The 25,631-nt window shown below is 54.6% G+C and carries 25 protein-coding genes, 4 pseudogenes and 1 other annotated feature; of the genes and pseudogenes, 17 read left to right on the top strand and 12 right to left on the bottom strand.

All coding sequences use genetic code 11. From position 1 onward, the window contains the following. Positions 1–180: pseudogene (locus ENTHG_RS07165) on the bottom strand (hexitol phosphatase HxpB); the annotation flags it as partial. Between the two features lie 146 nt (positions 181–326). On the opposite strand from ENTHG_RS07165, the gene ENTHG_RS07160 reads away from it, so the two are divergent. Further along, positions 327–863 carry a YniB family protein gene (locus tag ENTHG_RS07160; RefSeq protein ID WP_044177327.1) on the top strand — a complete coding sequence of 179 codons (537 nt, stop codon included), beginning with the start codon at positions 327–329 and terminating at the stop codon, positions 861–863. 150 nt (positions 864–1,013) lie between these two features. On the opposite strand, the pseudogene ENTHG_RS07155 reads toward ENTHG_RS07160, so the two are convergent. From ENTHG_RS07155 to ENTHG_RS07125, 7 genes and pseudogenes are all read right to left on the bottom strand, one after another. After that, a pseudogene (locus tag ENTHG_RS07155) lies at positions 1,014–1,856 on the bottom strand (fructosamine kinase family protein); the annotation flags it as partial. 105 nt (positions 1,857–1,961) lie between these two features. Next, complete coding sequence (ghoS, locus tag ENTHG_RS07150) at positions 1,962–2,252, bottom strand: type V toxin-antitoxin system endoribonuclease antitoxin GhoS (protein WP_044177324.1); 291 nt, start codon at positions 2,250–2,252, stop codon at positions 1,962–1,964. 105 nt (positions 2,253–2,357) lie between these two features. Continuing rightward, positions 2,358–3,290 (bottom strand): 6-phosphofructokinase II, encoded by a 933-nt coding sequence (gene pfkB / locus ENTHG_RS07145; RefSeq protein ID WP_044177321.1) that lies wholly within the window; start codon positions 3,288–3,290, stop codon positions 2,358–2,360. A 162-nt stretch (positions 3,291–3,452) separates the two neighbouring features. After that, positions 3,453–4,307 carry a hypothetical protein gene (locus ENTHG_RS07140; RefSeq protein ID WP_044177319.1) on the bottom strand — a complete coding sequence of 285 codons (855 nt, stop codon included), beginning with the start codon at positions 4,305–4,307 and terminating at the stop codon, positions 3,453–3,455. Positions 4,308–4,493: 186 nt separating this feature from the next. Continuing rightward, complete coding sequence (locus ENTHG_RS07135; RefSeq protein WP_044177316.1) at positions 4,494–4,769, bottom strand: hypothetical protein; 276 nt, start codon at positions 4,767–4,769, stop codon at positions 4,494–4,496. 58 nt (positions 4,770–4,827) lie between these two features. Next, on the bottom strand, positions 4,828–5,235 hold the full coding sequence (locus ENTHG_RS07130) for a hypothetical protein (protein ID WP_044177313.1): 408 nt from the start codon (positions 5,233–5,235) through the stop codon (positions 4,828–4,830). 28 nt (positions 5,236–5,263) lie between these two features. Further along, positions 5,264–7,126, bottom strand: coding sequence for a hypothetical protein (locus tag ENTHG_RS07125; protein WP_044177310.1), 1,863 nt, complete (start codon positions 7,124–7,126; stop codon positions 5,264–5,266). A 618-nt stretch (positions 7,127–7,744) separates the two neighbouring features. Between ENTHG_RS07125 and ENTHG_RS07120 the strand changes: the two genes are divergently transcribed. Continuing rightward, positions 7,745–8,503 carry a DUF481 domain-containing protein gene (locus tag ENTHG_RS07120; protein ID WP_044177307.1) on the top strand — a complete coding sequence of 253 codons (759 nt, stop codon included), beginning with the start codon at positions 7,745–7,747 and terminating at the stop codon, positions 8,501–8,503. 50 nt (positions 8,504–8,553) lie between these two features. Here ENTHG_RS07120 and ENTHG_RS07115 read toward each other — a convergent pair whose 3' ends face one another. Further along, entirely contained in the window at positions 8,554–9,999 is a 1,446-nt protein-coding gene (locus ENTHG_RS07115; protein ID WP_044177304.1) for a flagellin N-terminal helical domain-containing protein, read from the bottom strand. 101 nt (positions 10,000–10,100) lie between these two features. Here ENTHG_RS07115 and fumD point away from each other — a divergent pair, with 101 nt between their 5' ends. The 15 genes and pseudogenes from fumD (at position 10,101) to selO (ending at position 23,219) form a co-directional block, all read left to right on the top strand. Beyond that, complete coding sequence (gene fumD / locus ENTHG_RS07110; RefSeq protein WP_044177301.1) at positions 10,101–10,316, top strand: fumarate hydratase FumD; 216 nt, start codon at positions 10,101–10,103, stop codon at positions 10,314–10,316. Between the two features lie 231 nt (positions 10,317–10,547). Next, the gene (thrS, locus tag ENTHG_RS07105) at positions 10,548–12,476 is read left to right on the top strand and encodes a threonine--tRNA ligase (protein WP_044177298.1); all 1,929 of its coding nucleotides are present in this window, start codon (positions 10,548–10,550) and stop codon (positions 12,474–12,476) included. 3 nt (positions 12,477–12,479) lie between these two features. After that, complete coding sequence (infC, locus tag ENTHG_RS07100) at positions 12,480–13,022, top strand: translation initiation factor IF-3 (RefSeq protein WP_012905609.1); 543 nt, start codon at positions 12,480–12,482, stop codon at positions 13,020–13,022. Positions 13,023–13,118: 96 nt separating this feature from the next. Next, positions 13,119–13,315 (top strand): annotated as a pseudogene (gene rpmI / locus ENTHG_RS07095) (50S ribosomal protein L35). 98 nt (positions 13,316–13,413) lie between these two features. Then, the gene (gene rplT, locus ENTHG_RS07090) at positions 13,414–13,770 is read left to right on the top strand and encodes a 50S ribosomal protein L20 (protein ID WP_007374646.1); all 357 of its coding nucleotides are present in this window, start codon (positions 13,414–13,416) and stop codon (positions 13,768–13,770) included. Between the two features lie 119 nt (positions 13,771–13,889). Next, positions 13,890–14,013 (top strand) — a sequence feature (Phe leader region). Next, a complete protein-coding gene (gene pheM, locus ENTHG_RS25015) occupies positions 13,895–13,939 on the top strand; it encodes a pheST operon leader peptide PheM (protein WP_001386830.1) in 45 nt (14 codons plus the stop codon). (Overlaps the previous feature by 45 nt.) Positions 14,014–14,064: 51 nt before the next feature. Beyond that, positions 14,065–15,048 (top strand): phenylalanine--tRNA ligase subunit alpha, encoded by a 984-nt coding sequence (gene pheS / locus ENTHG_RS07085; protein WP_044177294.1) that lies wholly within the window; start codon positions 14,065–14,067, stop codon positions 15,046–15,048. 14 nt (positions 15,049–15,062) lie between these two features. Next, positions 15,063–17,450 carry a phenylalanine--tRNA ligase subunit beta gene (gene pheT, locus ENTHG_RS07080; RefSeq protein ID WP_044177291.1) on the top strand — a complete coding sequence of 796 codons (2,388 nt, stop codon included), beginning with the start codon at positions 15,063–15,065 and terminating at the stop codon, positions 17,448–17,450. Between the two features lie 4 nt (positions 17,451–17,454). Next, complete coding sequence (gene ihfA / locus ENTHG_RS07075) at positions 17,455–17,754, top strand: integration host factor subunit alpha (RefSeq protein WP_006820203.1); 300 nt, start codon at positions 17,455–17,457, stop codon at positions 17,752–17,754. Positions 17,755–17,855: 101 nt separating this feature from the next. Then, positions 17,856–18,842 (top strand): vitamin B12 ABC transporter permease BtuC, encoded by a 987-nt coding sequence (gene btuC, locus ENTHG_RS07070; RefSeq protein WP_044177285.1) that lies wholly within the window; start codon positions 17,856–17,858, stop codon positions 18,840–18,842. Between the two features lie 33 nt (positions 18,843–18,875). Beyond that, a complete protein-coding gene (locus tag ENTHG_RS07065; RefSeq protein ID WP_044177281.1) occupies positions 18,876–19,427 on the top strand; it encodes a glutathione peroxidase in 552 nt (183 codons plus the stop codon). Next, a complete protein-coding gene (gene btuD / locus ENTHG_RS07060) occupies positions 19,427–20,173 on the top strand; it encodes a vitamin B12 ABC transporter ATP-binding protein BtuD (protein WP_044177277.1) in 747 nt (248 codons plus the stop codon). Before ENTHG_RS07065 ends, btuD begins: the two co-directional genes overlap by 1 nt. Positions 20,174–20,245: 72 nt before the next feature. Further along, positions 20,246–20,710, top strand: a complete 465-nt coding sequence (locus tag ENTHG_RS07055; protein WP_044177275.1) for a C40 family peptidase — start codon at positions 20,246–20,248, stop codon at positions 20,708–20,710. 303 nt (positions 20,711–21,013) lie between these two features. Further along, a complete protein-coding gene (locus tag ENTHG_RS07050; RefSeq protein WP_044177272.1) occupies positions 21,014–21,724 on the top strand; it encodes an EAL domain-containing protein in 711 nt (236 codons plus the stop codon). Between the two features lie 52 nt (positions 21,725–21,776). After that, positions 21,777–23,219, top strand: coding sequence for a protein adenylyltransferase SelO (selO, locus tag ENTHG_RS07045; RefSeq protein ID WP_044177270.1), 1,443 nt, complete (start codon positions 21,777–21,779; stop codon positions 23,217–23,219). Between the two features lies 1 nt (position 23,220). Here selO and hemP read toward each other — a convergent pair whose 3' ends face one another. The 3 genes and pseudogenes from hemP to ppsR all read right to left on the bottom strand — a co-directional run bounded on the left by hemP (position 23,221) and on the right by ppsR (position 25,577). After that, positions 23,221–23,451 (bottom strand): hemin uptake protein HemP, encoded by a 231-nt coding sequence (hemP, locus tag ENTHG_RS07040; RefSeq protein WP_081653615.1) that lies wholly within the window; start codon positions 23,449–23,451, stop codon positions 23,221–23,223. Between the two features lie 92 nt (positions 23,452–23,543). Beyond that, positions 23,544–24,590: a 3-deoxy-7-phosphoheptulonate synthase AroH gene (gene aroH / locus ENTHG_RS07035; RefSeq protein WP_044179095.1), complete on the bottom strand. Its 1,047-nt coding sequence runs from the start codon at positions 24,588–24,590 to the stop codon at positions 23,544–23,546. Positions 24,591–24,742: 152 nt separating this feature from the next. After that, a pseudogene (ppsR, locus tag ENTHG_RS07030) lies at positions 24,743–25,577 on the bottom strand (posphoenolpyruvate synthetase regulatory kinase/phosphorylase PpsR). Between the last annotated feature and the right edge of the window lie 54 nt (positions 25,578–25,631).

The raw sequence follows: 25,631 nt of genomic DNA, 5'->3' as shown, positions 1-25,631 counted from the left end.
GAGACCCACCACCACATCGATACGCAGGCCGAGCGTATCGGGCAGTTCGTGGCGGCGGGTAATATCGACGCCCAGGCTTGCCATGACCTCCAGTTCAGCACGATCCCAGAGCGGCTCGGAATCCATGATTAATCCATCCATATCGAAAATGGCAGCGAGTATTTGATGCGGGGCAGACATTCACACCTCTCTTTTAATGCGTTTATTTGCCGAAAAAGTCAGGCAGCGGGTTACTTATTCATCATAGCGTTTTTAAAGAGCGGGCGAAAATGAATATCAGCAGGTAGACTTAGGCACAAAAGATAACGTCTTCACGAGGGGAATTCATGACGTATCAACAAGCTGGACGCATTGCGGTGCTCAAACGCGTTCTTGGATGGGTAATTTTTATCCCAGCGGTGGTTTCGACCATTATTTCCGTTCTCAAATTTATGTACGACCACAGCGAAAAACAGGCGGGCATTAATGCGGTCATGCTGGATTTTGCCCATGTGATGATTGAGATGATGCGTTTCAATACGCCTTTTTTGAACCTCTTCTGGTACAACTCGCCGACGCCTGATTTTCAGCATCAGCTTAATGTCGGATTCTGGATTATCTTCGCGCTGATTTTTGTTGGCCTTGCGTTACAGGCCTCCGGCGCGAGGATGAGCCGTCAGGCCCGTTTTCTTCGTGAAGGGGTGCAGGACCAGATGATCCTTGAAAAAGCCAAAGGAAGCGAAGGGATGACCCGCGAACAGATTGAGTCACGCATTGTGGTGCCTCATCACACCATTTTTTTGCAAATTTTCCCGCTCTATGTTCTGCCGGTGATTATCATTGTTGCAGGCTACTTCTTCTTTTCGCTGCTGGGTTTTTTATAAATAGCGGGTTATGGACGTTCGCCCGGATAAGGCGCAGCCGCATCCATAAAAATCCCGGGTGCGCAGTCGCTTACCCGGGCTACAAATCTTGATGGTAGCCCGCGTAAGGCAACGCCGCATCCGCAGTCTTGTCATCAGGCTGCAAGCACCCTCCAGCGCCTGCTGCGCGGTCAGCATATGCTGACCGCCAAATAAGATGGCCCGATTAAACAGCGTGTACAGTTGGTAAATGGGCTGGCGCTCTAAAAAATCGCCGGGCAGGGGGCTGACTGACTGATAGCCGTCATAGATTTGCGGCGGCTGATCCGGGTGCAGAGGGAGCATCGCCAGATCGCACTCTCTGTCGCCCCAGTAGCAGGCCGGATCGTAGATGTAGGGGCCATCCGGCCCGAGCGCGCAGTTTGCCGACCACAGATCGCCGTGCAGTAATGACGGCTGCGGCTGATGGGAGGCAAGGCGCTGCTGAACATGTTCAACTATCGCGTCGATATTGCCGAACGCCAGCCCCTTTTCTGCCGCCAGTTCCAGCTGCCAGCCAATGCGCTGCTCTGCGAAAAAGGTAGACCATTTACGCTGCCAGGCGTTGGGCTGTGGGGTCGTGGAGAGGTCGTTATCAAAATCCAGGCCAAACTGCGGCTGGTCGCTCCACTGATGGAGTCGGGCAATCTGTTGCCCCAGCAGAAAGGCGCTGTGCGCGTCCAGCGGGCGGGGAGGGAGATACTCCATAACGAGGAAGCTGTAGTCACGATCGCTGCCGACCGCCAGCACATTGGGCACCCGGACTGTGTTGCTGCGGGCCAGCAGCGCAAGCTGATCGGCTTCGGCAGTGAAAATGGGCAGCAGCTCCCGCGTGTCGCACTTCACAAACAGCTCCTGACCGCCATAACGCAGGTGCCATGCGGCGTGGATTTCACCACCCGGCAACTCGTCACGCTGTTCTATTTCTCCTTCGCCAAGTTGCTCGCTTAACAGACGACGTATTGCTTGCCACATGATATGTCTCCCATGTTATCAGCCAGATCATAAAGTTAGCGCACTTTTGCTGCGAAAAAACAGGAACTAACGCACACCAGCGTATTCTGGCGTGTCAGGTGGCACTTATTGTTCTTCTTTGCGCCAGACGTCCCATTCTGCGACCTGCACGTCAACCGGCCCGCCCACGGCGCTCTCTGCGAGGCCTTCTGCCAGAGAGCGGACTTCCTCGGCGCTCAGGGCGCTGATAAAGCCAAAGGTGTTGGTGCCCAGATCGTGAACTTTTCCCTCTTCATCCGTCAGGGTTAACAGAAAGCCAGCCAGAGTGAATTGGTTATTCAGTTCGTTGATTTCCGCCAGACTCTCTTCATGGAATTTCACCGTGATGACGTAGCGGGTGATGCCATCGCTGCTCATATTTCACCTCGTTGTTATGGCAAATGTTTTTAGCATAGTCCGCAGGGGGGATTTGTCGACTGCCGGTGGGGTGGCGGCCCTCGCCGTCATGGCGAGGGGTAGGGGTTAATGGTTGCGTAAATAGCTGTAGATCTTTTGCGTGTCTTCAAGGGAACAGAGCCGGGTGCCCTGATTGATGGTCGCGGCGCTACCGGCGGCGACGCCAAACTGCACCATATCCGCCAGCGGGGCGCCCTCGGCCAGCTTCATGGTCATCGCGCCGACCATGCTGTCACCTGCACCAACGGTACTCTGGCTTTTCATCGGCGGCGGCACAACCTGCACGCAGCTTTCAGCGTCCACGCCCAGTGCGCCCTGCGGCCCCAGGGAGACGACAACCCGGCGCGCTTTGCCCTCTGCGACAATTTGTCGTGCGGCGTTGCGTACATCGTCGGGCTGGGTAAGTTCACGACCCACCAGCGCGCTCAGCTCTTTCTGGTTGGGTTTCACCAGTTCAATATCGCCGATGTCCAGCGCGGCAGCGAGCGCCTCGCCGGAGCTGTCGATAATGCAGCGCAGGCCGCGCTGCTGGGCGGCTTTCACCAGTTGGGTCAGTTTGCTGAGCTCGACGCCCGGCGGCAGGCTGCCGCTGATGACCAGAATCGCGCCGCTCTCAATGGCGAGCACTTTCTCTTCCAGCTGACGAAACTCATCCGCGGTGAGGGCGGCGCCGGGCATCACGAAGCGATACTGTTCCCCGCTTGCCTTCACATGTACATGCAGGTTCTGCCGGGTCCAGTCGCGGGTTTCGATAGCAAGCGTGGGGACGTGTTCATCGGCGAGTAACGCGGTAAGGTGTTCCCCGGTTGCGCCGCCTGCCGGGAAGATCGCGGTCGCTTTGCCCCCCAGGTGGGCGATTGCGCGAGCAACGTTGATACCGCCGCCGCCGGGTTCAAAGACCGGCGTGCTACAGCGAAGTTTACCTTCGGGATAAATTTGCGGCGTCAGCGTCGCGCTGTCGAGAGACGGGGCCAGCGTCAGCGTGTAAACCGGTACCATAATGACCTCCTTTTACTGTGATTGTCATAAGCCTGGCACCTGCGGGCCAGAAGGCAACGCAGGTAAATAATACGGCTTCTTTTTTTACTCTAACAACGGACGCAGTGCGAGTTGAGATATGTAAAGTCAGGTAAGAGGTGGCCCCGCAGCGGCGGGGCGTGGTTACCGGGGGTAGCGGAAAGTGAATTCAGAAATGTAGGCGTCGCCTGCCTGATGCACGGCCTGGGAGAGGGCCTGGTAATAATTTTCCAGACCGATCTTTTCGATCTCTTCGATCTGCGCGCGAATCGGTGCGCAAAACAGTTCCGCATTGCCCGCGTCAACGCGCTTGTTGTTAGGCGGTAAATCGCCGGTGATAGCTTTAAACCAGGTTCTGACGCCCTGTTTCAGATTGCCCGGGGCGCGCGTCAGATCTTCCATCCCGGTAAGCACCTGCAGGGTAGGGAATTTATTTTCTGCCACTGCGGCTTTCATGCGGGAGAAAAACTGTTCGAAAAGCTCAAATGAGCCCATTTCAAACACTTTGGGCTTCGTTGTTTTACCGCCTCGGTTGCCCGTGCGAACGGTTTTGCTATCCGGCGTTGAAGAGGCGCCGCCTGTTTTTTGCAGATCGAGACCGAACAATAAATCACAATGGCTTCTGCGCTCTTTCAGCGAGTAAGTCATCAGAATTTTGATAAATTCAGTAGCCTTTACGTCTGCAAGGTTGTGGTTGACCAGCCATTGTGTGCGGGCAAACTCGGCAGGGGTGATAAACCAGTCTGGCTTTTCAGTGTACTGTTTAGACTTGCCTTTGGCATCGAACTCCACAAAGTAAGCGCCGTTCTCAAACGCAAATTTGCAATTTTTAAAGCTAATAATCGTGGTGTTGACGATAAGCGCTTTTTTAACAAAATCAGTCACTTCATCGCCAATCACAAACCAGGTGTCTTTCGATGAACGGATAACTTGCATCAGTGTTTGAACATCAGGCACACCAGGCTTTAATGAAGGATATTCAAAAAATATATGTTCCATAGTGTCGGTTTCCGGACAGGCGTCATCCTGGCTAACTCAGAAACCATAAAGTGTAACATCTCTTCTTGTTAAGCACTATGCATCAGTCTTATCGCAGACAAATATACCCGTCATACTTCAAGTTGCATGTGCGTTGGCTGCACTCACTCACCACTGTTTGTCCTTGGCGATACGGAACCGTGAGTTTTACAGGTTGACTTTCACTTCGCTAAGTCTTTCCGCCGTGACTTTGCGGGACAGATTGCACTGCACTCTGCGCTCCAGCGTGTCGACCTCTTCCTTTGACAGGCCTGATTCATACAGGGTGATCCTTTTGCCTCTTCGCAGATAGTCTGTCCAGAGCAGGCTGTAGCGGTCGTGAAGTTCCGCATTCAGTTTTTTATATGAGCCAATGGCCTTTTTTAATTTAACAATATAACCGCAGAGCAGGGTGATAATGGTGAAAAGGGTAAACATGAACATATAAGTACCTTTCTGGCGGCCAGCCGATAGAGGTAAACGGCTGGCCGCGCGCTTTAACCTATTTTTTCAAATAGCCGCTGAACTGGCCGTTAGTCATCAGGGCGACTTTTCCAGTGGCATAGAAAATGACGTGATAAATTCCCTGGCTGTAAACGACAGCGTCGGCGTTTTTTTCCTCAACTACCGCTGGCTTGCCCTCTACCGTCACCCAGTCGCCGCTTTTGACGACCGTTACGCCAAAGCCGCGATAAGTCTGTTTATGAGCGGCCTGGGCAAGCTGCGCTGCGTTTTCTAACGCCTGCTTTTCTGCCGCTGCATTAAAGGTATTTTGTCGATTTTGCTCGGCGAGATAACAGGTATCCCGTGAAATACCCTGAGCCTCACACTGGGCGATCCGCGATGACGGAGACTGGCAGCCAGCTAACCCCGCAAGGGTGGTGACTATCAGCAGTACAGCTTTTTTCATGATCTTTTCCTGGTAATTTAAAGGGCTATCAGAAGTCACCGCTTAGGCCGACGCCGGCCATCCAGCCGCTGTCGAAGGAGCTTGATGCCTGAACGTTCACGGCCATGTGCTCTGTCAGGCCCTTTTGCACGCCTGCCGCCAGCGCTGCGCCGTCGCCGTTGCTGGTCCCTGTACTCAATGCCCAGGCGTTGTCAGAGTGATAGTGCAGCGACGTCATGGCCGCAGCATTGTTCAGGCCACGTTTCAGGTCCTGTTTGGTGCTGGCGATCTCTTTGCTGTTATGGTCGATGCGCTTGCTGTTCTCGTTGATTTGCGCGCTGTGCTGGTTAAGCGTCGCGCTGTGCTGGTGAACAACCTGATCCATCTGCTGCACATATTCGCCGGTGGCCGTCTGCTGCTGGCGCACTTCACGAATAGCGCCGCTGTTGGCCGCGATCTCGGTGGTGTGTTGCTGAATCGTCGTACGGTTGTCATTCACCTGCTGACGGGTGGCCGGGTCTACTTCCTCTTTAACGATCGTCGTTGTGGCGCTGTCATTGCTGTTGCCGGCGACTCTGGCGTTCAGAACAGCTGGCGTCGGAGTGGGGATCTCTGCTGGCACACTGGCTTCAATAGCCTGTTGACGGGCGGCGACCATGCTCTGGTAACGCGGGTTACTGGCATTATCCAGCCGGTGGGCGACGCCTTCGGCAACCGTCGCGATAGCCGTTGCGTTTTGCGCATCGCTTTGCGCCTGGCTGGCTTTGTCGCTGGCTGTCTTAACCGCATGATCCTGCGCGTCATCCTTGTTGTTTTGCTCCGCCTTATTTTCTGCGATGGTTTTCGCGGTGGCGGCAATCTGGCTGGCGCTATCGGCAAAGCGAGAGTCGGTATCTTTAGCTAAAGTCTGCACGCTCTCTTTTACCTGATTAACCGACTGACGGGTGCTGTCGATACGGCTGTTCAGGGCGGTGCCGACGGCGTCAGTGTGGGCAGTGGCGTCTTTAATCGCGTTGGTATTGGCGGCTACGTCAGCTTTCACCGTCTCCACTTTGCCGTTGAGGTTCACGATACGGCTGTTCAGGGCGGTGCCGACGGCGTCGGTGTGGCGATTAGCCTCATTAACATCATGCGCGACACCGTCAATTTTATCTGTCTGGCCGCGCAGGCGCTCGGCCGTATCGGCAAAGCGAGAGTCGGTATCTTTAGCTAAAGTCTGCACGCTCGCTTTTACCTGATTAACCGACTGACGGGTGCTGTCGATACGGCTGTTCACGGCGGTGCCGACGGCGTCGGTGTGGGCAGTGGCGTCTTTAATCGCAGTGGTATTGGCGGCAACGTCAGCCTTCACCGTTTCCACTTTGCCATTGAGGTTCACGATACGGCTGTTCAGGGCAGTACCGACGGCGTCGGTGTGGGCTGTGGCGTCTTTAATCGCAGTGGTATTGGCGGCAACGTCGGCTTTTACGGTTTCCACTTTGCCGTTAAGGTTCACGATGCGATTGTTCAGCGCTGTCCCTATGGCATTCGTGTGATCCCTCACTGTTTCAATGTCGTGATCCTGCCTGGCATCGCCGGCTATTTGCTGTTGTTTATCCTGCTGATAGACCGGTTTTTCAACATACTCTGGCTGTGGCGTGGCCAGGGGGAGGGCGGCAGGAGTCTGGCTGCTGTTCCAGAATTTCTGATAGATCAGTCCGGTGTCGGCCCTATCCTTCAGCATACCCTCCACATCCGATCGCATGGTTGCCGGTAAACCCAGCCGTTGAAACTCCGTTTCCGCCTGCGCTGTACCCATAAACTGCCGGTAGCTTTCAAGCGACACTTTACAATCTTCGAAGTTATTACATGCCCAGGCGGAATTTGCCGTTGCAGCAATCACTAAGGTGATTAACTTCGTGCGGTTATTCATTTTGTTCGATTTCCTCGACGCGCTATCATCATTTACCAGACATTAGCAAGTCATTGCTATGTCATATTTATATGATGAATGTTATTCCTCCCTCCATCACTACGCAATGACTAAATAAAGATTGTTAATAGTCTTTATTCTATCTTCTTGATTGGTTGAGTTTTCTTTTTATCTCTTCATAGTCAATCAATAGTCATTAATGATAACCATTCTTAAAGTCACCTATTTATGACATGAATATGACTTTCGTCTGAAAGGGATGTATCAGCAGCCTCCCCATGTAAATATGCGATCGTGCATGCGCGAGTAATTGACTCACTGCTGCATTAACAAAAAAGTAATCAATAAGCCCGTTCCTGTAAATTCTATGTTAAGTCTTTATTTAGTCTTTAATGCCTGAGGGTAGGCTGCTGGCTATATTGGCGAGTCCTGGCAAGCGCGCGAAACTGGGCGGATTGCGCCAGAAACAGGGAAGGAGAGGGCTTTAATCGCCGCAGCTGTACGATAGTGCTAAAGCCGCTCGGGCGAAGTAAATTTCATCGTTTTTGTTCACGGAAAGTATTAACATTCCGGCAGCGCACGATGCGCTTAACCTTGTAATGTATTTAGAGATAACAAATGAAGCTTTTTAAGACAGTACCCGCACTGGTTGTTGTTGCGGGAGGCGTGCTTGCGTCCATGAATGCTGCCGCTGATGATACCGTTTTTACTGTCATGGATGACCCATCCACCGCGCAAAAACCGTTTGAAGGTTCGCTCAATGGCGGTTATCTGGCCCAGTCAGGTAACACCAAAAGCTCCTCTTTAACCGCTGACTCCACGCTGACCTGGTATGGCACTTCTACCGCGTGGTCCCTGTGGGGCAATGCCAGCAATACCTCTTCCAACGATGAACGCTCATCGGAAAAATATGCCGTTGGTGGCCGTAGCCGCTACAACATGACGGATTACGACTATCTGTTTGGCCAGGCCAGCTGGCTGACCGACCGCTACAATGGTTATCGTGAGCGCGATATCCTGACCGCCGGTTATGGTCGTCAGTTCCTTAATGGCCCGGTACACAGCTTCCGCTTTGAATTCGGTCCTGGCGTGCGCTATGACGAGTACACCGACGGAGAGACCAAAACGCAGGGGCTGGGCTATGCCTCCGGCACCTACGCATGGCAAATGACGGATACCGCTAAGTTCACCCAGGGCGTTTCTGTCTTTGGCGCAGAGGATACGACCTTAAACTCCGAAACGGCGTTAAACGTTGCCATTAACTCACATTTTGGGTTGAAAGTGGCCTACAACGTAACGTGGAACTCCGAACCGCCATCATCTGCGCCGGAGCATACCGATCGTAAAACGACGGTGACGCTCGGTTATAAGATGTAATGAGCGGGGGCCGGCTGGTGAAATAGCCGGCCCGTTACGGGCAACATGATTTATCCCCGCAGCAAGGCCAGAATATTCTCTGGCGTCTGATTGGCAATTTTCAGTACCGCGTCCTGACCCTGCTGCAATATCTGCGCTTTTACTTTCTCACTGGCTTCCCGGGCGAAGTCACTGTCCTCGATGCGGCTTTTGGCTGCCTGGGTAGCGACGCTTTGCGCGGAGAGGGCGGCTTTACTGGATTCGAAGCGGTTTATCGCCGCGCCATAGTCTGAGCGGTAGCTATTGACCGTATTCAGCGCTTTATCCAGCGCGCGCATCGCTGTGCCAGCAGATTGAGCACTGGTGAGGCTGGTGGCGTCCAGGCCCAGAGTCGTGATATCCGCAGGCGTTGGCGCAAGGGTGACGGACTGTACGTCATCGCCAAAATTAGCGCTGGTGACGATTTCAACCGCAGAGCTCTGTTTGGGCTGAACGGCAGGCTGCGTGGTCGGCTGCGGTAAATTGCCGTAAGTCAGGTTGCCGGTGAAGGAGCCGCTGCCCACGACCATCACGATTAAATCTTCGGTGACGGTATCGATTTTGACGCGTTCAAGGGTATTTGAACCATTGCTGCCGTCGTTATACGCGTTAGCCAGTTCATAGCGATCGCCATCGCCGCTGTAGCTGATGGTCATGCCGTTGTAGGTCAGCGTTTCGCTCCCGTCCAGCGCCCACGCCGCACCGCCTTCAATCAGCGCTGAGCCATCATAAGTGGCACCGCTGGCAAAGCCGTTAGCCGCGGTAAAGACCTTACTTTCGACTTTTGCGCCGGAGGTGATGCCGCGACTGCTCCAGGTATAGTCGGGATCGGTTCCCTCAACAGGCGTGCCGGCGAGATGCTTGCCGTCGCGGGTAAAAAGCTGAATATCATCATCCAGACCAAGAGAGTCAATGGTGATGGTGATATCAGTCGCTCCTGAGGGAATATAGGCCAGCGAAACGATACCCGAGCTAAACGAGTAATTCGCGCCCTGAACCGGAAACTTTGTCCCGACCGGCGCCACATCGCCAATCAGCACCGGCGGCAGTCGCGGTTTATCCGTCGCCAGCGGATAGCGGCCAAAGATTTCCGTCCCTTCAGAAATATCGGTAATGGCGTCGAGAATATTTTGATATTCGCTCTGGATGCTCTGCCTGTCGCTCTCGGAGAGCGTGCCGGTGGCTGCCTGCACGGCCAGGCTTTTAGCGCGAATCAGCAGATCGCCAATGCTTATCAACCCGCCTTCCGCCGTCTGCGCAAGGCTGATGCCGTCATCCAGGCCGCGCGCCACAACGCCGTCTGCGCTGATATTCGCGCGCATGCGGTTAGCAATCGCCTGGCCTGCGGCGTCATCTTTCGCGCTATTAATGCGCAGGCCCGAGGAGAGGCGCTCAATAGCCTGTTTTAGGGAGGAGGCAGCGCTACTACGGTTATTCAGCGTGCGTGCTGCAACGTCATTATAATTAATCGCCTGCATTTCCTGATATTCTTGCGTTCAGCTTGTATCTTATTTAATCGGCAGAGCAGCGAAGAACTTTAAGCCAAATTTCCTTGCTGACCGCACATAACAGGAGAATTATGGGCAAGCGCAACGATAGCGAACTGTATGACGAGATGTGCCGGATTGTGGGCAAGGTGGTGCTGGAGATGCGCGACCTGGGCCAGGAGCCTAAGCACATTGTGATTGCCGGTATGGTGCGCACCATGCTCGCCAACCAGAAGGTGGCGCGCCCGGCGCTCACCAAAGAGGCGATGGCGGAGGTGATTCGGGCGTTGGGTTTTGAAACCTCCTGACTGTTTCTGCACTGAGGGAAGGGCAACAAGGGGTGCACTCCCGCTTTTATTAGTGTTAACATCGACACACGTCACAAAAAGGATGCGCGTAACGCGCTTGATGACGTAGCAGATTACGCGCCAATTTAGCAATGGTTGGTTAGATGGCGGCGTGATTTAATCTCTATAATCAAATATTTACTTCGTATGTGATCTTTCGTGTGGGTCACCACTGCGAATTAAGGATATGAAATGCCAGTAATTACTCTTCCTGATGGCAGTCAACGCCATTACGATCGTGCCGTAAGTCCGATGGATGTGGCGCTGGATATTGGTCCGGGTCTTGCGAAAGCGACCATTGCCGGCCGCGTTAACGGCGAGCTGGTGGATGCGTCCGATATCATCGAGAACGATGCCACGCTCTCTCTCATCACCGCAAAAGATGAAGAAGGGCTGGAGATTATCCGTCACTCCTGCGCGCACCTGTTAGGTCACGCCATCAAACAGCTGTGGCCCCACACCAAAATGGCCATCGGCCCGGTGATTGATAACGGCTTCTACTACGACGTTGACCTTGACCACACCCTGACCCAGGAAGATATCGACGCGCTCGAAAAACGGATGCATGAGCTCGCCGAAACTAACTATGACGTCATTAAGAAAAAAGTGAGCTGGCACGAAGCGCGTGAAACCTTCGTGAAGCGTGGCGAGTCTTACAAAGTCTCGATTCTTGATGAAAATATTGCGCATGATGACAAGCCGGGTCTTTATCATCATGAAGAATACATTGATATGTGCCGTGGGCCGCACGTGCCGAATATGCGCTTCTGCCATCACTTCAAACTGATGAAGATCGCGGGCGCTTACTGGCGCGGCGACAGCAACAACAAAATGTTGCAGCGTATCTACGGCACCGCATGGGCGGATAAAAAAACCCTGAATGCCTATCTGCAGCGCCTGGAAGAGGCGGCCAAACGCGATCACCGTAAAATCGGTAAGCAGCTTGACCTCTACCATATGCAGGAAGAGGCGCCGGGCATGGTGTTCTGGCACAACGACGGCTGGACTATCTTCCGCGAACTGGAAACGTTTGTCCGTTCCAAGCTGAAAGAGTATCAGTACCAGGAAGTTAAAGGGCCGTTCATGATGGACCGTGTGCTGTGGGAAAAAACCGGCCACTGGGACAACTACAAAGATGCGATGTTCACCACCTCGTCTGAGAACCGTGAGTACTGCATCAAACCGATGAACTGCCCCGGCCACGTGCAGATTTTCAACCAGGGGTTGAAATCGTACCGCGACCTGCCGCTGCGTATGGCGGAGTTTGGTAGCTGCCACCGCAACGAGCCGTCAGGCGCGCTGCACGGCCTGATGCGCGTGCGCGGCTTTACCCAGGACGATGCGCATATCTTCTGTACCGAAGAGCAGGTGCGCGATGAAGTTAACGCATGTATTCGCCTGGTCTATGATATGTATAGCACCTTTGGCTTCGAGAAAATCGTCGTCAAACTTTCCACTCGCCCCGAAAAGCGTATCGGCAGCGATGAAATGTGGGATCGTGCTGAGGCGGACCTGGCCGTCGCGCTGGAAGAGAACAACATCCCGTTTGAGTATCAGCTGGGTGAAGGCGCGTTCTACGGTCCGAAAATTGAATTTACATTATATGACTGCCTCGATCGTGCATGGCAGTGCGGCACTGTCCAGCTGGACTTCTCCCTGCCGTCTCGTCTGAGCGCCTCTTACGTTGGCGAAAACAACGAGCGTCAGGTACCGGTAATGATTCACCGCGCGATTCTCGGCTCGCTGGAGCGCTTTATTGGCATCCTGACCGAAGAGTTCGCAGGCTTCTTCCCCACCTGGCTTGCGCCGGTGCAGGTCGTGGTCATGAATATCACCGATTCCCAGTCTGAATACGTTAACGAATTGACTCGTAAACTACAAAATGCGGGCATTCGAGTAAAAGCAGACTTGAGAAATGAGAAGATTGGCTTTAAAATCCGCGAGCACACTTTGCGTCGTGTCCCGTATATGCTGGTCTGTGGTGATAAAGAGGTGGAAGCAGGCAAAGTTGCCGTTCGCACCCGCCGCGGGAAAGACCTGGGAAGCATGGACGTAAGTGAAGTGATTGAGAAGCTGCAACAAGAGATTCGCAGCCGCAGTCTTCAACAACTGGAGGAATAAGGTATTAAAGGCGGAAAACGAGTTCAAACGGCACGTCCGAATCGTATCAATGGCGAGATTCGCGCCCAGGAAGTTCGCTTAACAGGTCTGGAAGGCGAACAGCTGGGGATTGTGAGTCTGAGAGAAGCGATCGAAAAGGCTGAAGAAGCTGGAGTAGATTTAGTTGAAATCAGCCCTAACGCCGAACCGCCAGTTTGTCGTATCATGGACTACGGCAAGTTCCTTTATGAAAAGAGTAAGTCTTCTAAGGAACAGAAGAAGAAGCAGAAAGTTATCCAGGTTAAGGAAATTAAATTCCGCCCTGGTACTGATGAAGGTGACTATCAGGTAAAACTCCGCAGCCTGATTCGCTTTCTCGAAGAAGGAGATAAGGCCAAAATTACGCTGCGTTTCCGCGGTCGTGAGATGGCCCACCAGCAAATCGGTATGGAAGTGCTTAATCGCGTGAAAGACGATTTGCAAGAACTGGCAGTAGTCGAATCCTTCCCAACGAAGATCGAAGGCCGCCAGATGATCATGGTGCTTGCTCCTAAGAAGAAACAGTAAGGCCATCAAGTAACAACGCCTGTGAGTCCTCCGGGGCTTACGGGTTTTGTTCGCCTTCGTTTCATTTATCAACAATGCGAAGTGGAAGTTATTAAAATGCCAAAAATTAAGACCGTACGCGGTGCTGCAAAGCGCTTCAAAAAACCGGTAAAGGTGGTTTTAAGCACAAGCACGCTAACCTGCGTCATATTCTGACCAAAAAAGCTACCAAGCGTAAACGTCACCTGCGTCCGAAAGCCATGGTTTCCAAAGGCGATCTGGGTCTGGTTATCGCGTGCCTGCCGTACGCATAAGCCGTTAACGTTTTTTTCAACTTTTTTATGCCCCTGTCCGTTTGCATCATGAATGCGGCGGGAGAAGGGCAATCAGAATATAGATACAGGAGAGCAACATGGCTCGCGTAAAACGTGGTGTAATTGCACGTGCACGTCACAAGAAAATTTTGAAACAAGCTAAAGGCTACTACGGTGCGCGTTCTCGCGTATACCGCGTTGCCTTCCAGGCTGTTATCAAAGCTGGTCAGTACGCTTATCGTGACCGTCGTCAGAAAAAGCGTCAGTTCCGTCAACTGTGGATTGCGCGTATCAACGCAGCAGCACGTCAGAACGGTATTTCTTACAGCAAATTCATCAACGGCCTGAAAAAAGCCTCTGTTGAAATCGACCGTAAGATCCTGGCTGACATCGCAGTATTCGACAAAGTAGCGTTCAGCGCACTGGTCGAAAAAGCGAAAGCAGCTCTGGCATAAGCCAGTAAAAAGAGGGAGCCTGGCTCCCTCTTTTTTATTGTGAGTTCAATCAGCAGGTTGACAATTTTTCCGTAACCCTTTTCAATAACGGTTATCCGGTTTTACCACACAAGGTAACGCAAGCATGAATGCTGCTATTTTCCGCTTCTTTTTTTACTTTAGCACCTGATACCGGGAGGCTAGCGCGTGAAAGAAGAAACGGAAAATTAACGCCAGAAGCCTCCAACAGGAGGCTTTTTTTGTGTCTGAATTTTAAGTAAAAAGTCCAATAACAAGGACATAACGAGGATAATTATGTCACATCTCGCAGAGCTGGTTGCCAGTGCGAAGGCAGCCATTAATGATGCCTCAGATGTTACCGCGTTAGATAACGTACGCGTTGAATATCTGGGTAAGAAAGGGCATCTGACCCTTCAGATGACCACCCTGCGTGAGCTGCCGCCCGAAGAGCGCCCGGCCGCTGGCGCGGTAATTAACGAAGCGAAGGAGCAGGTGCAGCAGGCGTTAAACGCCCGCAAAACGGATCTGGAGAACGCTGCGCTGAACGCTCGTCTGGCGGCTGAAACCATCGACGTTTCTCTGCCGGGCCGCCGTATCGAAAACGGCGGTCTGCACCCGGTGACCCGCACTATCGACCGCATTGAAAGTTTCTTCGGTGAGCTCGGCTTTACCGTGGCGACCGGCCCGGAAATCGAAGATGATTATCACAACTTCGACGCGCTGAACATTCCAGGCCATCATCCGGCTCGCGCTGACCACGACACTTTCTGGTTTGATGCTACCCGCCTGCTGCGCACCCAGACCTCGGGCGTTCAGATCCGTACCATGAAAGAGCAGCAGCCGCCGATTCGTATTATCGCTCCGGGCCGCGTCTACCGTAACGATTACGATCAGACCCACACCCCGATGTTCCATCAGATGGAAGGCCTGATTGTTGACACCAACATCAGCTTTACCAACCTGAAAGGCACCCTGCACGACTTCCTGCGTAACTTCTTTGAAGAAGATCTGCAGATCCGCTTCCGTCCTTCCTACTTCCCGTTCACCGAGCCTTCTGCGGAAGTAGACGTGATGGGTAAAAACGGCAAATGGCTGGAAGTACTGGGCTGCGGCATGGTGCATCCGAACGTGCTGCGTAACGTGGGCATCGACCCGGAAATCTACTCCGGCTTCGCGTTTGGGATGGGAATGGAGCGTCTCACCATGCTGCGTTACGGCGTGACCGATCTGCGCGCGTTCTTCGAAAACGATCTGCGTTTCCTCAAACAGTTTAAATAAGGGCAGGATAAATAATGAAATTCAGTGAACTGTGGTTACGCGAATGGGTTAACCCGGCGGTCGACAGCGTTGCGCTTTGTGAGCAGATTACCATGGCAGGCCTGGAAGTTGACGGGATCGAGCCGGTGTCCGGCGCTTTCAACGGGGTGGTTGTGGGTGAAGTGGTAGAGTGTGGTCAGCACCCTAACGCCGATAAACTGCGCGTGACGAAAGTCAACGTTGGCGGCGAGCGTCTGCTTGATATCGTCTGCGGCGCGCCGAACTGCCGTCAGGGGCTGAAAGTGGCGGTGGCCACCATCGGCGCTGTGCTGCCGGGCGATTTCAAAATCAAAGCGGCAAAACTGCGCGGCGAGCCGTCGGAAGGGATGCTCTGCTCTTTCTCCGAGCTGGGTATTTCCGACGATCACAGCGGCATTATCGAACTGCCTGCGGATGCGCCGATCGGCACCGATATCCGCGAATACCTCAAGCTTGACGATAACACCATCGAAATCAGCGTCACGCCGAACCGCGCCGACTGCTTAGGGATCATTGGTGTGGCCCGTGATGTGGCAGCGCTCAATAAATCCGCGCTGAACGAGCCGGAAATCGCGCCGGTTGCGGCCACCCTTTCTGACACGATGTCCATTCAGGTCGAAGCGGCAGAAGCCTGCCCGCGCTATCTTGGCCGCGTGGTGAAAGGTATTGACGTAACTGCCCCCACGCCGCTGTGGATGAAAGAGAAGCTGCGTCGCTGCGGCATTCGCTCCATCGACGCGGTGGTTGACGTAACCAACTATGTGCTGCTGGAACTGGGTCAGCCGATGCACGCTTTCGACAGCGATCGCATTGAAGGCGGCATTGTCGTGCGGATGGCGAAAGAGGGCGAAACGCTGGTACTGCTGGACGGCAGTGAAGCGAAGCTGGACACCGACACGCTGGTCATTGCCGACCATAACAAAGCGCTGGCAATGGGCGGTATCTTTGGCGGCGAGCACTCCGGGGTGAACGGCGAGACCCGCAACGTGCTGCTCGAATCCGCTTTCTTTAGCCCGCTCTCCATTACCGGGCGCGCGCGCCGTCATGGTCTGCATACCGATGCGTCGCACCGCTACGAGCGCGGCGTTGATCCGGCGCTACAGTACAAAGCGATGGAGCGTGCGACCCGCCTGCTGCTTGACATTTGCGGTGGCGAAGCCGGTCCGATCGTTGATATCAGCAACGAGGCCACGCTGCCAAAACGCGCCACTATTCGTCTGCGTCGCAGCAAGCTCGATCGCCTGATTGGCCATCATATTGCCGACGACCAGGTGACCGATATCCTCCAGCGCCTGGGTTGCGAAGTGACCGCAGGGCAGGATGAGTGGTCAGCGGTGGCGCCGAGCTGGCGTTTCGATATGGAAATTGAAGAAGACCTGGTCGAAGAGGTCGCGCGTCTGTACGGTTACAACAATATTCCTGACGCGCCGGTGCAGGCGGGGCTGGTGATGGGCAACCACCGTGAAGCCAATCTCTCCCTCAAACGCGTGAAGACGCTGCTGAACGATAAAGGCTACCAGGAAGTGATTACCTACAGCTTTGTCGACCCGAAAGTGCAGCAGCTTATCCATCCTGGTGAAGAGGCGCTGATTCTGCCGAGCCCCATCTCCAGCGAAATGTCGGCCATGCGCCTGTCGCTGCTGACCGGTCTGCTCAGCACTATCGTCTATAACCAGAACCGCCAGCAGAGCCGGGTGCGTATTTTTGAATCCGGGCTGCGTTTTGTCCCTGACACGCAGGCGCCGCTGGGCATCCGTCAGGATCTGATGCTGGCGGGGGCGATTTGCGGTAACCGCTATGAAGAGCACTGGGATCTGGCGAAGGGCAGCGTCGATTTCTTCGACCTCAAAGGCGACCTGGAATCCCTGCTGGATCTGACCGGTAAGCTGTCGGCCATCGAGTTTCGCGCACAGGCTGTTCCGGGCCTGCATCCGGGCCAGTCCGCCGGGATTTATCTGAAAAATGAATACGTTGGTTGTATCGGCGTTGTTCATCCTGAACTGGAGCGCAAACTGGATCTGAATGGCCGCACGCTGGTGTTTGAACTGCTGTGGGATAAGGTCGCAGACCGCGTGGTTCCTCAGGCGCAGGAGATTTCACGCTTCCCGGCGAACCGTCGTGATATCGCTGTCGTTGTCGCAGAAAACGTCGCCGCAGCGGATGTTTTAGCCGAATGTAAGAAAGTTGGCGTAAATCAGGTAGTTGGCGTAAACTTATTTGACGTGTACCGCGGCAAGGGCGTAGCGGAGGGCTATAAGAGCCTCGCTATCAGCCTTATCCTCCAGGATACAAGCCGTACACTCGAAGAAGAGGAGATTGCCGCTACCGTCGCCAAATGTGTAGAGGCATTAAAAGAGCGATTCCAGGCATCATTGAGGGATTGAACCTATGGCGCTTACAAAAGCTGAAATGTCTGAATATCTGTTTGATAAGCTCGGGCTTAGCAAACGAGATGCAAAAGAGCTGGTAGAGCTGTTTTTCGAAGAGATCCGTCGTGCTTTGGAAAACGGTGAGCAGGTGAAACTCTCCGGCTTTGGCAATTTCGATCTGCGTGACAAAAATCAACGCCCGGGACGTAACCCGAAAACGGGCGAGGATATTCCCATTACAGCCCGGCGCGTGGTGACATTCCGACCTGGCCAGAAGTTAAAAAGCCGCGTCGAGAACGCTTCGCCCAAAGCAGAGTAATCTGGACTAACTAAAAAAGGCCGCATCGCGGCCTTTTTTCTTTTCAGCCGTATGGCTGGCCATTAGAATCAGACACATCAACGACTAATTGATTGAATACCATGCTGATTTACGCAAAACGCCAGCGACGACGGAACGGACAGTGGCTCTGCGGGCTGGGCGCGCTTCTGCTCATCGCGCTGCTGGTCAGCCTTTGCGCGGGCGATCGCTGGATCAACCCGACGCACTGGTTCGACACCCAGGGGCGGCTTTTTGTCTGGCAAATACGCTTACCGCGCACGCTGGCAGTCCTGTTGGTTGGCGCGGCGCTGGCGCTGTGCGGCGCCATAATGCAGGCGCTATTCGAAAATCCCCTTGCCGAGCCCGGATTGCTGGGTGTTTCCAACGGCGCAGGGGTAGGACTGATAGCGGCAGTGCTGCTGGGGCAGGGCGCGCTGCCGGAGTGGGCGCTGGGGCTGTGCGCTATCAGCGGAGCGCTCATCATTACCCTTGTTCTGCTGCGCTTCGCCCGCCGCCACCTCTCTACCAGTCGCCTGCTGCTGGCCGGGGTTGCGCTGGGGATCATTTGCAGCGCGCTGATGACCTGGGCCATCTATTTTTCCACCTCATTCGATCTGCGCCAGCTTATGTACTGGATGATGGGCGGTTTTGGCGGGGTGGACTGGCGGCAGAGCTGGCTGATGGCGGCGCTGGTGCCGGTCATCGCCTGGACCTGCTGCCAGGCGCAGCCGTTGAATATGCTGGCGCTGGGGGACGTGTCGGCGCGCCAGTTAGGCCTGCCGCTGGCTTTCTGGCGTAACGTGCTGGTGGTCGCCACTGGCTGGATGGTGGGCGTCAGCGTCGCGCTGGCGGGGTCTATCGGTTTTATCGGCCTGGTGATTCCCCATATGCTGCGTTTATGCGGCCTTAGCGACCACCGCGCTCTGCTTCCTGCCTGTGCGCTGGCCGGGGGGGTGGCGCTACTGTTTGCTGATGTTATCGCTCGTCTGGCGCTAAGCGCTGCCGAGCTGCCCGTGGGGGTTGTGACGGCAACGCTGGGCGCGCCTGTTTTTATCTGGCTATTATTAATGGCCAGGGCCGGGCGTTAAGATCCGGCCTCTCAAACCAACTAAGGGGATGCTATGCACGACGATATTCTGAGTACCGAGATTATCACTATCGATGGCGAGCGCACGACGCTTGAGCAATACCGCGGTAAGGTTTTATTGATTGTTAACGTCGCGTCAAAGTGCGGCCTGACGCCGCAGTATGAGCAGCTGGAGAATATTCATAAAGCCTGGGAGAAAGACGGGTTCAGCGTGCTGGGTTTCCCCTGCAACCAGTTCCTGGGGCAGGAGCCGGGCAGCGAGGAGGAGATAAAAACCTTCTGCAGCACCACCTACGGTGTCACGTTCCCGATGGCGGCGAAAATCGACGTTAACGGTGAAAACCGTCATCCTCTCTACCAGAAATTGATTGCCGCCGCGCCGAAAGCCGTGGCCCCGGAAGCCAGCGGTTTCTACGAGCGGATGGCCAGCAAAGGGCGTGCTCCGCTCTATCCTGACGATATTCTGTGGAACTTTGAGAAGTTCCTTGTTGGGCGCGATGGTCAGGTCGTTCAACGTTTCTCCCCCGATATGACCCCGGAAGATCCCATTGTGATGGAAGCCATTAAGCTGGCGCTGGCGAAGTAATGACCCTGTTGCAGCTTGATAATGTCGAAGAGACCGGCAGGCTGGGGCCAATAACGGCCCCGGTCGCCCGGGGGCAGATGCTGCATCTGGTCGGGCCGAACGGCGCAGGGAAAAGTACCTTGCTGGCCCGCATGGCGGGTTTAAGCCGGGGTAAGGGGACCATTATGTTTAATGAGACCCCGCTGGAGAGCTGGCAGGCTCCGCGCCTGGCGCGCCATCGTGCTTATCTTGCGCAGCAGCAGACGCCTGCCTTTGCTATGCCGGTCTGGCATTATCTTGCGCTGCATCAGCACGGTGAGCCTCATCAGGCGCTAACAGAGGAGATCGCCTGCCAGCTCGCCCTGGAGGACAAACTTGGCCGCGCGGTGAATCAGCTATCCGGCGGAGAGTGGCAGCGGGTGAGACTGGCGGCGGTCATTGCCCAGATCCATCCGCTTGCCAATCCGCACGGGCAGCTTCTTCTGCTGGATGAGCCGATGAACAGCCTTGATGTGGCGCAACAGGCTGCCCTGGATCGCATTCTGAGCGGCCTGCAGGTTGCTGGCATCACCATTGTCATGAGCAGCCATGACCTTAACCATACGCTGCGCCACGCCCATCAGGTGTGGCTTATGCGTCAGGGCAGGCTTATCGCCAGCGGGGCCAGAGATGCCGTGCTGACGCCGCAAAACCTCGCCAGCGCGTACGGGATGCCGTTTCGCCGCCTTGACCTCGCCGGGCACAGGATGCTCATCCCGGAGATTTAACTGACGAAGCTTGCCAGAAATGTCATTCACACGCTAAATTATTTCAGCACAATAAAAAGGAGATTATGCTGGATGCGTACCTGGTTTCTTCTCGCGGCGACGTTAATTCTTGCAGGGTGCGGCAGCCACCGTGCGCCACCGCCTAATGCCCGCCTGTCCGACTCTATTACCGTTATTGCCGGGCTTAACGAGCAGCTGCGCGACTGGCGCGGAACGCCGTATCGCTATGGCGGAATGAGCCGTCGCGGGGTGGATTGTTCCGGGTTCGTTATGCTAACGCTGCGCGACAGGTTCTCGCTTCTTCTGCCGCGCGATACCCGTCAGCAGGCGGAAATCGGCACCCAAATTGATAAGGACGATCTGCTGCCCGGCGACCTGGTGTTTTTCAAAACCGGATCGGGGGAGAGCGGCCTGCACGTAGGTATTTATGATACCGACAACGCTTTTATTCACGCCTCAACCAGTAAGGGTGTAATCCGCTCTTCGCTCGACAATGTCTACTGGCGCAAGCATTTCTGGCAGGCGCGTCGAATTTGAGTGGGCCTGCTGGCGGCGGCATTGCCGCCAGCAGACTTACCTTTACGCGTAAATAACTCACCGTTATTCCATCTTTTCTTCAACATTTCCTGGTTTACTACACCTTTTCTTAAAGGATTATTCCTGGAGCCGCTGGACGCTGGTCAGGGCATTTTATTCAAGATAAGCTTACGCAGGCATGAAGGAATATTCTGGAAATATAATGGAAAATGATGAAGGCAGCCGAATTTAAATCAACTACGTTAAAATACGTTCATGTTAATTTTGACAGCAAGGATAATACCCTTATTGCGGGCGGGCATCATGATCGTATCACTGGATGACACTTATCGTTGTGAGCTGGTTTTACAGCCTGCTCGCAACGCCCAGGGCGCGCTGGTTGGCGCGGAGATCGTCGCCAATTTTGTTGGCGTCGCCAGCAACGTGCGGGCGCCTGCGGAGTTGATTTTGCCACGGCTTAACGCGGCAGAACGGATAACGCTTTTTAGCGAACAGCTGGCGTTGCTGGAGTCCTGCCAGCTTTTTTTTCTCCAGCATCAGCTCATCGCGTGGATTAATATCAGCGGGCCCGTTATTGAGGCATTGTTAACAGATTCACAGCTGGCGGAGTCGGTCGCCAAATTCCCGTTCCTCGAATTTACTATTAACGAAAATTATCCCGATCTTAATAAAGGCGCAGAGAATCGTCTGCTGGCATTATTTAGCGAACGCTATCCGCTGGTGCTCGCTAATTTTGGCTCGGGAGCGGCTTCCACCAAAGCTATTTTTGATGGATTGTTTTGCCGGGTCGCGCTGGATAAAAATTTTGTTCATCATCGCCTGACTTCCGCGTCTTTTGAACCGTTTATGCGCGTCATTCTCTCCCAGTTCGCGCCTTACTGCCGTTCCGTTATGATTGCCGGTATCGACGACGAAACCGCGTTCAAGCGCGTGGCCGCCTACCCATTCAGCGCAATGCAGGGGAATCTGTGGCCTGCTGTAACCGCAGCGGCCATTACCAGCCTCGTACATTAATACCTTTTATTAACGCATTGTTAACAGTGCTACAATAAGTCCAGGAGGATTTATGGCACTGTCTTTTATTACCCGCTGGCGCGATGAGCTGCCAGATTTTTATAGCGCGCAGACCCCTACGCCGCTGCAAAATGCCCGCCTGATCTGGCATAACGCACCGCTTGCGCAAACGCTGGGTATTGACCCGGCGCTGTTTTCTCCTGCCTCGGGGGCGGGGGTGTGGGGTGGCGAGAGGCTGCTGCCCGGTATGTCGCCGCTGGCGCAGGTTTATAGCGGGCATCAGTTTGGTGTCTGGGCAGGTCAGCTTGGGGATGGCCGGGGTATTCTACTTGGTGAACAGCAGCTCCCGGACGGACGAACCGTTGACTGGCACCTGAAAGGCGCTGGGCTGACCCCCTATTCGCGCATGGGAGACGGCAGGGCGGTTCTGCGCTCGACTATCCGTGAGAGCCTGGCCTCGGAAGCGATGCATTATCTTTCCATCCCCACCACGCGGGCGTTATCGATAGTGACCAGCGACACGCCGGTCTACCGCGAGCGCGCCGAGCAGGGCGCAATGCTGATGCGTATCGCCGAAAGCCACCTGCGGTTTGGCCATTTCGAACATTTTTACTACCGCCGCGAGGCGCAGAAGGTGCGCGAGCTGGCGGATTTTGCCATTCGTCATTACTGGCCGCATCTGCATGATGAAGCGGATAAATACGCCCTGTGGTTTGGCGATGTTATCGCCCGCACGGCAACGCTTATCGCCCACTGGCAGGCGGTAGGGTTCGCCCATGGGGTCATGAATACTGACAATATGTCGATTCTCGGCCTGACTATTGATTACGGTCCGTTTGGTTTTCTGGATGATTATCAGCCCGGCTTTATCTGTAACCACTCTGATTATCAGGGGCGCTATAGCTTCGACAATCAGCCTACGATCGGCCTGTGGAATTTGCAGCGGCTTGGGCAGACCCTGTCGCCATTTGTGCCGGTTGAGGCGCTCAACGCCGCGCTGGAGAGCTATCAACCCGTTCTGATGGAAGCCTATGGCAAACTGATGCGTGAAAAGCTGGGCTTTTTCACCCGCCAGAAAGGGGACAACACGCTACTAAGCGAACTGTTTGCGCTGATGGCGCGGGAAGGCAGCGACTACACCCGTACCTTCCGCATGCTCAGCCATACGGAGCAGCAGAGCGCCAGCAGCCCGCTGCGGGATGAGTTTATCGACCGCGAGGCGTTTGACGGCTGGTTCGCCCGCTACAGGGCGCGTCTGCAGGAGGAAGGGATAAGCGATGACGAACGCCAGCAGCAGATGCAGAGCAGTAATCCGGCGGTGGTGTTGCGCAACTGGCTGGCGCAGCGCGCTATTGAGCAGGCGGAGCAGGGGGATATGGATGAGCTGCATCGCCTGCATGAAGTATTACGCCACCCTTATGCCGAACGCGATGACGAATACAGTAAACGTCCACCGGACTGGGGAAAACGGCTGGAGGTAAGCTGCTCCAGCTAACTTATTTCGTCAGGATGAGCTTACCGGCGTGGGTCTGACGCAGCAGGTAGGCTTGCCCCTGATGTTCAATAACGATCCTCGCTCTGTCGCCGAGCAGCGCTTCGCTGCTGATACGGCGATCGTCGGGGTGAATCGCCGAGGGCGAAGCAGGTGCAGGAGCAGGGGGGGGAAACGGACGTTCCTTGTGAGACATAAGCGCTATAACGGATTGATTATCAACAATGATAATCATTATCAGGAACGTGGCGTCCCGAAGCAACTACTAATAATCAGGGAGCGAACCGCGTAAGATTTACCCCGCAGCGTACGCCGCGGGGCTGTCGGTCAGAAACGGGCAGAGACGGCGCTGGCCAGCTTAGCGAGCAGAATTTCGCTCTCTTCCCAGCCCAGGCACGGGTCGGTAATGGACTGCCCGTATACCAGCGGCTGGCCGCTGACAATCTTCTGGCTTCCTTCATGCAGGAAGCTTTCCACCATCACCCCCGCGATAGCGCGCGAGCCGGTGCGGATTTGCTGACAGATCTCATCGCATACTTCCAGCTGTCGGCGGTGCTGCTTCTGGCAGTTACCGTGACTGAAATCCACCACCAGCTGTTCCGGCAGGGCGAATTCGCGCAGCGACTCGCAGGCGCGGGCAATGTCATCGGCATAGTAATTCGGCTGTTTGCCGCCGCGCATGATGATATGCCCGTAAGGGTTGCCGCTGGTCTGGTAAATGGTCATCTGGCCGCTTTTGTCCGGCGAGAGGAACATATGGCTGGTGCGTGAGGCGCGGATAGCGTCAACGGCGATACGCGTATTGCCATCGGTGCCGTTTTTAAAGCCTACCGGGCAGGAGAGCGCAGAGGCCATTTCGCGGTGAATCTGGCTTTCCGTCGTGCGCGCGCCAATTGCGCCCCAGCTTATCAGGTCGGCAATGAATTGCCCCGTCACCATGTCGAGAAATTCCGTTGCGGTAGGCACGCCCAGTTCGTTGACGTCAAGCAGCAGCTTACGCGCCAGTTCAATACCGTGATTAACCCGATAGCTGCCGTTAAGGTCAGGGTCGGAAATCAGGCCTTTCCAGCCCACCACCGTACGGGGTTTTTCAAAATAGGTGCGCATGACAATCTCAAGCCGGTCGGCGTACTGCTGCCTTAAAGCCTGCAGACGTCGCGCATACTCCATGGCGGCGTCGGTGTCATGAATCGAACAGGGGCCAATAATCACCAGCAGGCGTTTGTCCTCGCCGTTAAGTATTTTTTCAATGCGGCGGCGGGCCTGAGTTACATGCCCGGCGACGTCGGTGGAAACAGGATGCCGCTGCGCCAGTTCTGCCGGAGTAATCAGGCTTTCGATGCGCGCAGTGCGAAGTTCATCGGTTTTATTCATCACGGTTCTCAAAATTTTGTGCTTAAGCGGCTCAATGCCGGAAGCGATGCGCACACCTTAAACCAATCATTGATGATTTCAATAGCAGGTTGTGATGAGCGTCACGCTAATGTGCCGCATAATAACAAAACTGTAACTAATGTACTAGCCTGTTAGTACATGCGTCGACTTAGCCCCATGATGTCGAGAATTTTAGTGGCAATCTCTTCTACTGAGTAGTTGGTACTGTTGAGGCAGGGGATCTGGTTTTTTACGATAGAGCGCCTCAACCTCAGCGACCTCCATACGGCACTGGCGCAACGAGGCGTAGCGGCTGTTTTCCCGCCGCTCTTCACGTATGGCGGCAAGACGCTCTGGATTAATGGTCAGACCAAAAAGTTTATGCTGCAACGGTTTTAACTGCGTCGGCAGAATCAGGTTATCCATGTCATCGGCGATAAACGGATAATTTGCGGCGCGAATACCAAACTGCATGGCCAGATAAAGACTGGTCGGCGTTTTACCGCAGCGGGAAACCCCCAGCAAAATCACCTGCGCCTGATCGAGGTTGCGCAACGAAATACCATCATCGTGGGCCAGCGTATAATCGATGGCGGCGATACGCGCGTCGTATTTAGTTAAGTTTCCAGGATTTAACCCATGCGTGCGGTGGGCGACAGGGGTAGGATCGAGTTTTAATTCCTGCTGTAAAGGGGCGACCAGCGCCTGAACGATGTCCTGACAAAATCCTTCGCACTGCAAAATAATGGAGCGCACCTCAGGCAGGACAATAGAATAAAAAACCAGCGGCCTGACGCCGGTTTGCTGGTAGAGTGCATCGATGCGGTCCTTGACTGCTCTGGCGCGGCTCTCATTTTCTACGAAGGGCAGGGTGATACTGTTAATCGAAACCGGAAATTGCGACATCACCGCATGGCCTAATACTTCGGCGGTGATAGCGGTACCATCAGAAATATAAAACACGTGGCGATCGACACTACTCTCCATTTTATCCATCCTGATTGTGCTGGCTAATTAACTGAAAGCATAAATTAAACCGCG

Origin of the sequence: Phytobacter massiliensis JC163 (assembly GCF_000321045.1) — a bacterium.
Taxonomy (GTDB): Bacteria; Pseudomonadota; Gammaproteobacteria; order Enterobacterales; family Enterobacteriaceae; genus Phytobacter_A; species Phytobacter_A massiliensis.
This window is presented reverse-complemented; position numbering and strand designations above follow the sequence as displayed.